The organism is Providencia sp. PROV200 (genome assembly GCF_049901995.1).
Lineage (GTDB): Bacteria > Pseudomonadota > Gammaproteobacteria > Enterobacterales > Enterobacteriaceae > Providencia > Providencia rettgeri_E.
The window spans coordinates 140,427-152,337 of the sequence record NZ_CP096307.1 but is presented as its reverse complement, the minus strand read 5'-3'; the positions used below and the strand labels follow the sequence as shown (position 1 = coordinate 152,337).

Annotated in this window: 12 protein-coding genes and 1 pseudogene; 2 read left to right on the top strand and 11 right to left on the bottom strand. The window is 39.4% G+C overall.

The annotated features are described in order from the left end of the window. Positions 1-12: 12 nt before the first annotated feature. From M1E86_RS00680 to M1E86_RS00645, 8 genes and pseudogenes are all read right to left on the bottom strand, one after another. Entirely contained in the window at positions 13-1,248 is a 1,236-nt protein-coding gene (locus tag M1E86_RS00680) for a hypothetical protein (protein ID WP_213914427.1), read from the bottom strand. A 46-nt stretch (positions 1,249-1,294) separates the two neighbouring features. Then, positions 1,295-1,561, bottom strand: a complete 267-nt coding sequence (locus M1E86_RS00675) for a FimD/PapC C-terminal domain-containing protein (RefSeq protein ID WP_426099422.1) — start codon at positions 1,559-1,561, stop codon at positions 1,295-1,297. A gap of 36 nt (positions 1,562-1,597) precedes the next feature. Then, a pseudogene (locus M1E86_RS00670) lies at positions 1,598-3,805 on the bottom strand (fimbria/pilus outer membrane usher protein); the annotation flags it as partial. A 309-nt stretch (positions 3,806-4,114) separates the two neighbouring features. Next, on the bottom strand, positions 4,115-4,660 hold the full coding sequence (locus tag M1E86_RS00665; RefSeq protein WP_213914363.1) for a fimbrial protein: 546 nt from the start codon (positions 4,658-4,660) through the stop codon (positions 4,115-4,117). Positions 4,661-4,665: 5 nt separating this feature from the next. Beyond that, positions 4,666-5,229 carry a fimbrial protein gene (locus M1E86_RS00660; RefSeq protein ID WP_125894678.1) on the bottom strand — a complete coding sequence of 188 codons (564 nt, stop codon included), beginning with the start codon at positions 5,227-5,229 and terminating at the stop codon, positions 4,666-4,668. Beyond that, on the bottom strand, positions 5,204-5,878 hold the full coding sequence (locus M1E86_RS00655; protein ID WP_125894676.1) for a fimbrial biogenesis chaperone: 675 nt from the start codon (positions 5,876-5,878) through the stop codon (positions 5,204-5,206). The genes M1E86_RS00660 and M1E86_RS00655 overlap by 26 nt, the downstream gene beginning before the upstream one ends. A 74-nt stretch (positions 5,879-5,952) precedes the next feature. Further along, positions 5,953-6,507, bottom strand: coding sequence for a fimbrial protein (locus M1E86_RS00650; protein WP_125894674.1), 555 nt, complete (start codon positions 6,505-6,507; stop codon positions 5,953-5,955). A gap of 890 nt (positions 6,508-7,397) precedes the next feature. After that, positions 7,398-7,874, bottom strand: a complete 477-nt coding sequence (locus tag M1E86_RS00645) for a cold-shock protein (RefSeq protein ID WP_185746955.1) — start codon at positions 7,872-7,874, stop codon at positions 7,398-7,400. A 188-nt stretch (positions 7,875-8,062) separates the two neighbouring features. Here M1E86_RS00645 and M1E86_RS00640 point away from each other — a divergent pair, with 188 nt between their 5' ends. Beyond that, positions 8,063-8,752 carry an RluA family pseudouridine synthase gene (locus tag M1E86_RS00640; protein WP_213914364.1) on the top strand — a complete coding sequence of 230 codons (690 nt, stop codon included), beginning with the start codon at positions 8,063-8,065 and terminating at the stop codon, positions 8,750-8,752. Positions 8,753-8,784: 32 nt separating this feature from the next. Here the strand turns inward: M1E86_RS00640 and M1E86_RS00635 are convergent, their stop codons facing one another. Then, on the bottom strand, positions 8,785-9,324 hold the full coding sequence (locus M1E86_RS00635; protein WP_213914365.1) for a DUF2058 domain-containing protein: 540 nt from the start codon (positions 9,322-9,324) through the stop codon (positions 8,785-8,787). Positions 9,325-9,623: 299 nt separating this feature from the next. On the opposite strand from M1E86_RS00635, the gene M1E86_RS00630 reads away from it, so the two are divergent. Continuing rightward, positions 9,624-9,986 (top strand): YibL family ribosome-associated protein, encoded by a 363-nt coding sequence (locus M1E86_RS00630; RefSeq protein ID WP_213914366.1) that lies wholly within the window; start codon positions 9,624-9,626, stop codon positions 9,984-9,986. 169 nt (positions 9,987-10,155) lie between these two features. Here M1E86_RS00630 and M1E86_RS00625 read toward each other — a convergent pair whose 3' ends face one another. Both M1E86_RS00625 and M1E86_RS00620 read right to left on the bottom strand, forming a co-directional pair. After that, positions 10,156-11,157 (bottom strand): fimbrial protein, encoded by a 1,002-nt coding sequence (locus tag M1E86_RS00625; RefSeq protein ID WP_125894664.1) that lies wholly within the window; start codon positions 11,155-11,157, stop codon positions 10,156-10,158. Positions 11,158-11,160: 3 nt separating this feature from the next. After that, on the bottom strand, positions 11,161-11,892 hold the full coding sequence (locus tag M1E86_RS00620; protein ID WP_213914367.1) for a fimbrial biogenesis chaperone: 732 nt from the start codon (positions 11,890-11,892) through the stop codon (positions 11,161-11,163). Positions 11,893-11,911 lie beyond the last annotated feature (19 nt).

Below are 11,911 nucleotides of genomic sequence, written 5' to 3'. Positions count from 1 at the left end.
GAATGACCATCGCTACTCAAGGAAAAACGACACATCAATACTGCCGTGATAGCTACCGGCTTTGACATTACCGTTACGACACAAGTTAAAATACAGGTTCTTCTTCAAACTCGTCGTCGTGATATCCCCTAATTTAATGCGTTCATAGTACTGGATCGCATCCGCGTTTCCTCGACGACAAATATCTGCAGAAGGTACCGTTTGGGAGGTCACAATATACGGGCGCTCCGTCGTATCCGATGAGTCCCCCGAAGTATTATCCAGCGCCATTCCCGCTAAGTTAGTACCCGAGGTTGTTCCTGAACTACTTTGGCCGTGTAACTGTTGATTTGCAGATAATACCATCAACAATTTTCCAGTGGTCACACAGTTAATGCTCATACTGGCTGGCCGAGTTTCCAATAACTCATTTTGCTTATTACCCGCCAACTGGGTATTAAAGATAATATTGTTACTTGTAATGGGGGTAACAACACAAGAATCCAACGCTTCAATACTCAGCGTGCTATCCGACAGTAATTTAGTGTTTGAAGTACTGAACCCCATGTAGGAGTAGATTGAACCTTGCCCAAATACCAGTTGCTCCCCCGAGGAGAGCTTATAACGCCCTTTCACCACCGCAGTGGGCCCGCCTGATTGAGAACTAGCAAAAGCCGAAAAACTCGTAATATCTGCACGAATATACCCCGTCGGGGTGCCTCCTGCTTGGAAATAATTATTAATCGGTGTTGGGCTGTATTCCAATCCCCAAGCTAAGTCCCCGCTGGACTTCAAATCGCCTGCAATTTGCTGTGATTGTTTTAAAGTGGCCGTTTTGACAACGGATCGATAGCTTGAGTTTTTATAAGAGGTTGAAACAGTCCCATTTAATAATAAAATGATAATCCGGCTGCTATCATTTTCATTAATCAATCGGATCCCTGGCGCCCCGTTATATTTGGGAAAATTAGATTGGATCACACTATTAGCGACAGTGGCAAATTTAAGATAAGTATCTCTCTTAGGTAACATCGGATAGTTGACGTTGGGATCACTGATTGGACCTGATGTAATAGACCAATACTGTGCATGAGTACTTAAATAAGCACTGCGATTCGAAGGGTATAGCTCACCTAAATATCCTGTTTGACCTGCTCTGACAGTTAATTTATCTCCAGCAGCGGTGGCTGTAAATGCACAACCTAACAATACTGCATAAGAAAGACTCATGCTTAGATAGCGAGAGAAGATAGAAGAGGTCTTTTTCATAGTCATACCTTTTATTAAACGGGACCGAATCATCCCGTAATGCTTATTATTGGCACTGTGTATTTAATGTTCTCACTGGAGAGTCCGCAGTGACGGCTATTTTTTCTAATGCCGAATAATTCACTGTACATTGGCCTGCTTTGCCTCCCCATTGAATGCGAATACGCCCTGAATCCGGTAATCCACTCATGTATAGCTGCCCATTTGAGCCGACAATACCAGTGTTGATATCGCTATCGTCACTGTCTTCTGCAATTAATGTGGCTATTGCGCCAAACGGAGGCATTTTTCCCGTATTCGACAAGTTAATCATCGCTTGATAACCCACTTTGGTCCTGAAGTGACGTTTAATCACCGCACCTTCTGTTGGGTACACCATCATGGACGTATCTTTAAATGTCGTATCATCCGGTAATGTATTAACGTTAACCGCGATTTGGTTAGCCGTGTTGCTGGCTAACTGAGGGATCACGGCATTACCAAAGCGGTCAAATTATGCGCCCATGGTTAATGCGGCACCTTTTGCGCCATCCGCGGTAATGATAGCAATGGTGTCCCCAACGTTCGGGGCTAATGTCACGCCATCAGAATGCGCAACTAACCCGCCACTGAGTGTTCCATTCATAGCGCGATTCGTATCGGAGTAGCTGTAACCTGCAGATAACGTGGCGTTATTACCGGAATATGTACCGTTAACACTGCCTCCGTAGTTGCTGTTTCGGCTGTCATAGTTTTGATACAAGCCGTAGCTGAAGCGGTTGCTCATCGCACTGCCAGTTAAACCTGCTTGGTGGCGTGTATCACCGTGGTTATCTACGCTTATTCCGTAACGGGCACTCATGGTTTGCGCCATTTCACTGTTGGTTAACAGGCTCAACGGTACCGACACATCGAACGACACCACCCGGTTTTCTGGCCAGCTGTTGTTGTAGCTTTTCACGCGGTCAACCATGTAGGCCAAGCTATAAGAAACACCTCGGAAGTTGTTGTTATAGGACAATCCAACGGAGGTATTAGAGCTCTGCCCTCCCCAATAGGTATTTTTCGAGGCTCTCAGTGATAAGGAGCCATACGAATCAAAGGATTGGCTGATGGATGTCTGGAAACTGTAACGTTGACGTGAGCCCGTCCAAGGCGCCAAGCCATCTTTCAACTCATAACCCGCGTTGTTGTAATCCGAGAAAGAATAGAAGTTCTCGGTGGTATAACGCAGCGCCGTCAAGTCAAAGGAGGTTCCCGTAGAGAGCAAGCTTTTCGAATAACGAATACGGTAAGACTGCCCTTTTAGGTTTTTCCCTGAGAATTTGGCATCGGAATGCGTAATGTCCGTGGACAGCGCCCCAAGCACGCCCAGAGACAAGCCAATACCGCCCACCACTGAGTTATAGCCGTTAGAGACCAGTAACCCACCATAGGTAGTGATATTATGAGGCAGACCAACACTAAATGAACCGAGTGCAAAGGTTTTACGCTCAGAGTCCACCGTTATTCCACCATTGTAGCGTCCTGCAGAAACCTCGTAGTTGTACGAACCTTGGCGCTCCATCATAGGCAGTGAAGAGTAGGCTTGGGTGAAGACAGTTTGTTTGCCATCTTCTTCTTCCACGGTCACTTCCATGTCCCCCGCCAACCCGCTGGCTGGGATATCACGAATAATAAAACGGCCTGGTGCGACGAAGGTTTGGTAAACCACGCTACCGTTTTGGCGCACGGTGACGGTGGCATTGGTGTTAGCAAAACCTTCAACCACAGGAGCAAACCCTTGCATGCTGCTAGGGTCGAGTTGCGGGTTAGATTTCAGCGTTGCCCCTTTCATGGGAATGGAGTCAAAGATATTGCCCCCTGTTGAAATCTCACCAGCGCGAAAGGTAGATTTAATCGCGTTAATGGTGCGATAAACATACGTGTTGGTGAAGTTGGAATCACTGTTGCTTGAGTCCCCACTGCTTTTACTGTAGTTGTACAGGTAGCTGGTTCTCAGGCGCCATGCCCCCACGTTGATCCCTGCATTTAAGTTAGCAAATAGGGAATCATTGGTACTGGATTTTTGGTTATGTTGAGCTAACTGACGGTTATTACTGTAGTTAAAGACATAGTCCATGACTAACGCAGTCACACCGTCATCACGTAATTCAGGGGGAATATAGCCTGCGAAATTAGGCACCATGGCAATTTGTGGTACGGATAAATTCACGGTTAATGTTTGAGCATCAAACGTGATAGTCGCATCGGCAATATAGTCCGACAGTTTTGCAATCTTAACCTCTTCGCCAAGATCTCTTAATTTAGGTAATGCAGAGGTATTCACCCCCAGTTTTTTCAGCTCACCCACGGTAAATACAGGGATAATTTGGCCATCGGGCTGTTTATCAAAGGCAATATTGAATTCCCCAGAAGGGATCAAATTGACATTCACCATGACATCGTATTTACCCGGCGTTAGAGTATTGCTATTGGCAAAGTCATTTAAATCGAGCTGAGAAACATCAATCCCGCTCCCATGCATTAATAAGCCTGGGTCAAAATATGATTCGGCAGGCGAGAAAGAGGGCGCCATTGCATAGCAGCAAAGAAAAACCTCTAATGCAATTATGTTTAATTTCATCCCTTTCACTGCATCACCTTTTGTTATTTATTGTTGTGGGTTATTTTTCAACCATAATATAATCTATTAATGTGGTTACTTAATATTATTAGTTGAAAAAATTAATATTATTTTATGTTGCCATCTTTATTAAAATAATTGGCATATTTAAATAATTAAACATCAAAAAAATGGTATGAATAGTTGTCTATATAATTTATTTATCATTAAGACTAATGACTAACTTTTTCTATTCTATTTATTAGTGTGTTGTAAAAATTATTAATCAGCGTAATAACCAATCGTTAAAGTTGCAGAAAAGTCACCTTCATCTGGCTCACAATCCGTTTTGGCGCAACGCAATTTGGCATTAACCATTTTTGTTTCACTACTGGTTTTTATGTTATCCCAAATAATTGATGATGCATCTGGTTTGGCTAAAGGAGTTTGATTAACACTAATAACACGTGTTCCATCTAATAATTGAACACCAATTACCCCATTGGGGTCATCATTAAAGAAATTATTACTGCCTGTTAAGGTATTTCCAGATGCTAAATATACGACGGCTGTTGTTTGATCCGTGCTGGTACAGTTTCTTAAGCCAATGGAAAAGTTTTTTGAAACTGTATCATTCTTAATTTCACTAACTGTCGTCACACCTGAAGCATTACCCAATATAATTTCATTAGGAACGTCAATCTCACAAGTTTTAGCTAAAAATAAAACAGAAAACTCGTAGTGTACTTTATAGTCATCTAACGCCATTGCAGGATAATACATAAACATCATTAGGGTAGTCAGTAATAACTGTTTTGTTTTTTTCATGACTATCAATCCTGATAATATTCAAAAGTAACAGCGGCACTCGCATCACCTGGTTTAACATTATTTTCGCGTTTTACTAAGCTAACGCGATAATTAACGACAACTGAATCACTCGTGGTTGAAGGAAAACTTGAAACGCCTCCATCACTGACAGCTTGGCAGTTCTGATTATTATTATCACAAGATTCAAGTAAAAAGCCCGTTTTAGTTGTGTCCGTCAAACCAAAGAAAACGCCATTATTAAACTGTGTTGATGCTGCTGACTTTGACTTTACTTTAATTGTTTTATCACTATTTGCCGGGAAATTTTTACAAACAATCGTATAAGAAAAATTTTCGCTTTGTATCGGTTTATTAATTGGGCTGTTATCAACATCAGAAGCAATTAATGTACCATTTTGGCTAAAGTCGATGTATTTATCTAATTCGCTATTATCATCAAATTCACAAGTGCCTTTAACGATCTTGGTTTTGAACTGTATTTGTCCATTTTGAGCTATCAATTGGCTGGAGAAAAAAACCATTCCCAGTACAAATATGATTTTACTCAACAGTCCCATGATATTCATTGTATCCTCCAAGATCGTTGATAACAGCCCATTTCACTGCACCCACTTTAAATTGGGTTGTGTAATTCATTTCAGCAAGTGGAGCTATAACATTATTTTGTTTATTTAGCTTAATGGCTTTGTTATTAACGGATAATCCTGCCAAGTTAATATAGTAAGGAGAGTTATTAATTAATCTAACGCCATTAGTATTTTTAATTATTTTAATATTTTTAAATGCGTCGTCTTGATTCATTGACAAATTAGCAGGGCGATAAAAAATCTTAATCACACTTTCTAATCCAATCTTCATACCATCTGCTTGGTCTGATTCAGGAACATTTCTAGAGTGAAAGTAATACATGCTTTCGCGATCTTTAGGAAACTTATGTGAGATCGCTTTAATTTTAATAATATTTCGTTGATTCGGTGCTAACTTAAAAATTGAAGGTGTAATAACAAATAAACCTTCAGATGGTGTTTTACTATCTAGCTGTTGTGTAATAAAACTTGCCACTAAATACGCTTTATTATCTTCATTACGTGCCGTAATAGAGGCTGAATTAGTTGCTTCTTCAATAATGATACGAGTTTGACTTAAACCAACACCCGCTTGAGCAACAAATGAAAATGTTAATAAGATAAAAAGTAGAGATTTTAATTTTTGCATTTTCTTTTCTCTTATATCGCAGGCAGTAATTAATTACTGCCTGCATTGCTAGCTAAACTAACGGGTGACTGTTATTAGTCGTAAGCAACACTGAAGGTTACTGGCACGTTTAAGTTTTGAGCTACTGCATCAGTTGCTGTCGCATAAAGACCTGCAACCATTGGGATGATGTAGTCGCTTTGACCGGTAACTTTCAAGTCTGCAATTTCAGTTGTTGTGTTAGGTTTAACTGCAGTTTTATCTTTACCAGCTGCTAACTTAACACCGATTTGTGATGCTTGAGCATCCGCAAACATGTCTGAATGACCTGTTAATGCTTCACCTGTTGCTAAGATAGAAACAGAAGTTGCATTTGCAGCTTCGTTATCGCTACCAACATCACCGTTATAAACTTTAGTACAGTTATTTAAAACTAAGTTAAAGTTTGCTTCTGATAATGCTTTAGTAGTATCAAGTTTCTCGTTTGAGTGTGTTCCTAAGCTGATTAAGTCTTTAGAAGCACTGATATCACAAGTTGCAGCAACTAAACGAGCATTGAAGTTAACTGTTGCATCTTGAGCAGCAAAAGCTTGAGAAGAAAGAGTTGCAACAGTGAATGCGCCAATCAGAGCAAGTTTATTTAATTTCATAATCATCATTCCTAAGTATGTGGGAAAAGTTTAATTTGGTTTTTAAATTAATATATATTTAAAGTTTCATATTTCAGATTAAGTTTTTATTCTATTAATAAAAATCAATAACCCGAGCATTATTATTTAAATATCCATTAATAAAATTAATTTACTAATTTTAGATATTTAATAAATAATCAGCTTCTTCGTAAAAACTTAATTTTAAATGTCTTAGTCTTTATTTGGTGAATACTGTCTCACCGGAGTACGTGGATAATATTAATTATACTCATATAAGTTGTCAAACTAGCGAAAAATGCATTTCTCTGTTTTTCCAATAGATTTCAAATTGTTATTTCTCATTAGTTTCATGCAGTTACATGGATTTTTTCTATCTGAGCTAATATTTGCCCCCTCAATTCAGTTCAATCAACTAGAAATACCTCAAAAACAGAATAGATTAAGTGTAAAATGCTGAAATTAATATTTGTACATAATTTGTCGCTAAACTTAACACCACGAATGCTCAAAAAAGGAAAATGTTACGAACAACTACGAGGTGTTATAAAAATACTGACTAAGTAGATTTTATTAATACTTAAATTAACCTTGATCATTTTTTTAATCTATAGACATATTCCCCCTGAATAGTCTTCTATTTAACTCATAAGAATATTCTGATGCATTCGTTCTTAAATAATAGTCACAACCAACAAAGAAACATCGGCTCAGCCAGAGCAATTCGAACATAAATGGAAGTTAGGTGAATAGAAAAGATAAACAAGAAAGCATCATCTTTGTAGGTATTGTGAAATACGAGAAGAAGGGAATAAAGGGAATAGAAGGAAGAATAACATGATAAGCAAGTAAACAGCACCCATAGACGGTACTGTTTACTTTGCAAATAATCATTTAAATTTGAGTTGCTTCACAGCCTCATCGATATCAATTTCGTCTTCCGAAAATGTTAACGATGTCCCGTGTAATGTACTAATTTCTAATTTTTTTAATGAGCGCATTTGGCCCACTTTATCTGATTTTGGTTTGATACTATTCATCAATGCACCAATTGATAAAACGGTATTCTCTTTATCAATACGCGTATCTGCTGGCACCTCCACCGAATAAACACGGTAAGATTTGATTGATGCAATCTTAATCCGCTCACCAGCAATATAAATGTATTTGCTTTCTGGTATGATCTTGACCGCAAATGCGGACAACCCTTTATTATTTGTCGTTGGTTCGAAAGTCACTACAGCATTTTTTTTAATCAACTCAGGGTTGGCAACCTTAACCACATGAAAATAACGGTTATCGCCATTCTCATCTTTGATAAATCCAAAACCTTTATCTTCGAACCACGTTGTGATCGTTCCATTCATCGCCATTACCACCTAATTAATCTTATATTAACTCAGCTTTTACAACGCGCAGTATAGAGCACAATGCATGTGCAAACCACGGCTTTGATTTTAGCCTGAACAATAAATTTCCCCAATATTAGTGGCAAGCGTTCGCCAGCCGACAAAAAATTGGTTATTATCAGCGCCCATTGTTGCTGGAAAAGCTAATGACTGAAATCATCGACACCTTTATTGCCCCACCCTGTCACGATAAGATAGAAATTATCTATCAGGATGAGTACCTCGTTCTTATTAACAAGCCAAGTGGCCTACTCAGCCTTTCTGGAAAAAATCCTCAAAACGTAGATTCCGTCCATCACCGATTAGTACAAATATTCCCTGAATGTACTCTTGTTCACCGCCTCGATTTTGGCACATCTGGATTGATGGTAGTGGCTCGTAATAAAGCAATCAATGCCGCGCTGAGCCAACAATTTAGCCAGCGCACTGTCATTAAAATATATCAAGCCCTACTTTGTGGTCATTTAACAGATGATGAGGGCATCATTGATGCGGCAATAGCAAGAGACCCAGCGTTGTTTCCTCGCATGTCTCTTTGCGAAATTAATGGCAAACCTGCCCGTTCCCACTACCAAGTGATTGAGCGTCTGCATCACCCATTAGATAATGGCACATTGCTCCCAGTAACCCGAGTCCAATTAATACCTGAAACAGGGCGTACCCACCAGCTACGCATCCATTGCCAAAAATTAGGTTACCCTATATTAGGCTGTGACTTATATGGGGGCCAAATACCAGAGCATGCATCTCGCCTCATGTTACATGCCAGCGAACTACATTTTGTTCATCCCATTAGCCAAGAAAGAGTTAATACTCGCTGTGCGAGCCCGTTTTAACGCCAAAGCTACGACTTAAAATTTGCCGAGTATTACCACATCAGGTCGTCAGGGATCTTAAAGTCCGCGTACGGGTCATCTTCATCTTGTTCTTCTTGGCTGAGCGCATTATTGAGTACGATACTATCCGCATCCCTTTGGGTTATTTTATCCGCTACACTTGCAGGGATAATCACATACTCATTAACATCACTGTTATCAATCGATAAACGCGCAATCGCCAGGCGCCCACTGATCAACTGTGTTTGCGTTATCTTGTCCACTACCACTTGCTTGATCACATTATTATCGGTGAAATTAAAACTAATATTTCCCTTTGAAATATCAACTTTATTCATCTCAATAAGTTGTTTAACTTGCGCTTTAAACTCTTTGGATTGCACCATTTGTTTATGTTGCTCACTCAATTGTTTGTCTCGCTCAAGTTGTGCTTTTTTATTCTCTTCTACGGCTTCTCTTGCTTCACGCGCTTGAACCCGTGATTTTTTAGCCGTTCTTTGCACTTTCGCCATTTTCTTACTAGTGACTAATCCTGCTTTTAGCATTTGCTCTTGTAAGGTGAGTTTTGCCATCTTCGCCTCTAAATCTATCAGATAATTATGTGATTATACCTGTAGCCACTGAGGCCGGATAGGCCTTCATCCATATAAAAGCCTTTCAATGCCAATGGCCATAAAACTAAACTGGTCTTCTATCGATCTATTTAGCGGTAGTTTAATTTTCTAAAAAATATAAGTATTCATTTATCTCTACCATAGCCACTGTCTATTTTGGAATGGAAACAGCCATTCATAGGGTAACATCCCTTTACACTCTCTTGTGCAGAATCGTGTATACTTGCCAACAAGAATTTATCCACGGTTAATGAATAATGAAAGAAATCGAAAAAACACAAATTAAACTCCTTAGTGACCGTTTAGACCTTATTCGCCATCAGATGACAAGTATGCAGCTGACTAATGAAGCAGAAAAGTATGCAGAGCTGGAGAAAGAAAAAGCGGTATTGGAAACTGAGATTGTTCGTCTAAAAGCGTTACGTAACAAAAAACTCAGCAAAGAAGCGCAGAAATTGGAGGATATGCCGTTCAAGCGCCCCATTACGAAAAAAGAACAAGCCGACCTTGGCAAGCTGAAGAAGTCCGTGCGAGGTTTAATAATTGTCCACCCAATGACGGCATTAGGCCGCGAAATGGAATTGGATATTATGACTGGTTTTGCTAAACATGATTTCTAGTTAAAAATTAATCCAATTAAGATCTGTAATATCTAACGAATACTGGAAGGTTCCTAATACACTTTTCGTGATTAAGAACCGCTAGTCAGTCATTTTCCGCTAAAAAGCCCACCTCCGCATTTTGAACACAAACAGTATTCGCTAAACACCACAGTATGAGTCAAACTTTCTAACGGTAAGTAAATAAAACATTCACAGTGTTACTGAACTGCCCTGATTTAATGGCTTCATCATCTTTCTTTGATAACTCGACACTATAAGGGAAATAGCCTGGCTTTTGTTTACTGATACTTCCTTTATAGTAATATTGGTCAAACATAACCTGCTGATTACTAGTTCTATCTGTGATTGTCGCCTGTAGGCCATTGTTAAAGAGCATATATTTTTTATTTACCACACCACTGTTGCTTTGGAACGCGACACTGATTTCTAATGCAGCTTCACATGTTGAATCCGGAACTAAATCTAAAGAAAAATTTTCTTTAACTGTTTTACCATTTTCAAAGCTCTCAACCGTTAATTCTTTAAAATCAACCACTTTATTGCTCATACGAACAATCGGCGTTGGACAGTAGTTCACCAGTTTCCCGATGATCCTAGCCTGATACATATCCCCAAAATTTCTTCTCTGGTAATCACTGTGATAGCCCACATTAAAAACACCAGTATCAAAAGATTTTAATTCACCCGTACCTCGGATAACTCGATATGTATAACCAAACACCACACTTTTAGCACCCGCCTCCCAAGAACCTACTTCTAAAGATGGTGTATTGTCCGCTGTTATTTCAACAGACTTACCATACATACTATCCTGATAAAGCCTGATGCCGCTATTTTTGAGTAAGTTTTTTGTATTCGTCGAGGTTTGGTTGTTAAACCAAATTGTACGCTCTGCTTTTGAGCCTGAAAATACACAAGCCCATACAAACCAACCACTACTCGCAGAGCCCAATAATGTCCCTGGAGCAACCACACCGGGTGTTGTATTCATATCGATATAGACTTCAGGCAGCGGATTCCACGGATTTCCCGTTCCCGGCGTACTGGAGTTTGGTCTACATGTCACTCCTGCATAAGCTGCTGTACCGGACATAAGAAGGAGAAAAAATACCCCTCCTTGCCATAGCTGCTGTTTTATTTTCATCTTAGTAAGATTCAGCTTTTGCATTTTTTATTTCGCCTGTGGCAGTAATTGGCAAGACGGTGCCGCTGCACATTGATATTTATTAAATTTCAATCCACCAAAATCATCAATATAGGCAACTTCAAAACTGTTCCATGCAGGGTTTTTCAATGTCACTGTAGAATCACTAAACGGAGCTACAAGCACTTCAGGAAAATTTTTATCCTTGCTTTGATCGACATTGATATTTGTTATCACAATATTAAACGGTGTTGGGTTTGACAATGTAATACTTCCACCTTGTTTTGTGACTTTTAAATCCCGCTGAAAATCTTTATCTGCTGATATTTTGTAGTCAATGCCTTTTGGACGGTAAAACAGTTTTAAGCGTGATTGGATAGTAAATTGAACTGTATTCGCTTCTTTCCCTTGAGGTGGAATGCCTAATACATTGAAATAAAGCAGGCTTTCTCTATCCGTCGGTAATGTATTTTGCCCATCCATGTACGTAATTTTGATTTGTTTTTTCTGCTTAGGGCCAATTTTTTGCAAGAAAGGCAAAGCCACTAACGAGTTCGTCAGCTTCTCACCTTTTTGGTTCTCTATCCAAGTTTGGGCTAAAAAAGAGGACCCCGCATCTTGGTTTTCAACAACGACACTGGTTCCGCCATCGGCTTCATTAAAAATAATACGGGTTCTATCTAACCCAAGTACTGCATATGCTTGACCCATTACGCTTGACAGTAAAACAACGGAAAGCACTTTTTTAAATAATGTCATTTTTTCACCCATTTAAATC

Coding starts and splice junctions, on each gene's coding strand:
- M1E86_RS00680 (WP_213914427.1), bottom strand. CDS start 1,248: ATGAAAAAGACCTCTTCTATCTTCTCTCGCTATCTAAGCATGAGTCTT.
- M1E86_RS00675 (WP_426099422.1), bottom strand. CDS start 1,561: ATGATTAACTTGTCGAATACGGGAAAAATGCCTCCGTTTGGCGCAATA.
- M1E86_RS00665 (WP_213914363.1), bottom strand. CDS start 4,660: ATGAAAAAAACAAAACAGTTATTACTGACTACCCTAATGATGTTTATG.
- M1E86_RS00660 (WP_125894678.1), bottom strand. CDS start 5,229: ATGAATATCATGGGACTGTTGAGTAAAATCATATTTGTACTGGGAATG.
- M1E86_RS00655 (WP_125894676.1), bottom strand. CDS start 5,878: ATGCAAAAATTAAAATCTCTACTTTTTATCTTATTAACATTTTCATTT.
- M1E86_RS00650 (WP_125894674.1), bottom strand. CDS start 6,507: ATGAAATTAAATAAACTTGCTCTGATTGGCGCATTCACTGTTGCAACT.
- M1E86_RS00645 (WP_185746955.1), bottom strand. CDS start 7,874: ATGAATGGAACGATCACAACGTGGTTCGAAGATAAAGGTTTTGGATTT.
- M1E86_RS00640 (WP_213914364.1), top strand. CDS start 8,063: ATGACTGAAATCATCGACACCTTTATTGCCCCACCCTGTCACGATAAG.
- M1E86_RS00635 (WP_213914365.1), bottom strand. CDS start 9,324: ATGGCAAAACTCACCTTACAAGAGCAAATGCTAAAAGCAGGATTAGTC.
- M1E86_RS00630 (WP_213914366.1), top strand. CDS start 9,624: ATGAAAGAAATCGAAAAAACACAAATTAAACTCCTTAGTGACCGTTTA.
- M1E86_RS00625 (WP_125894664.1), bottom strand. CDS start 11,157: ATGCAAAAGCTGAATCTTACTAAGATGAAAATAAAACAGCAGCTATGG.
- M1E86_RS00620 (WP_213914367.1), bottom strand. CDS start 11,892: ATGACATTATTTAAAAAAGTGCTTTCCGTTGTTTTACTGTCAAGCGTA.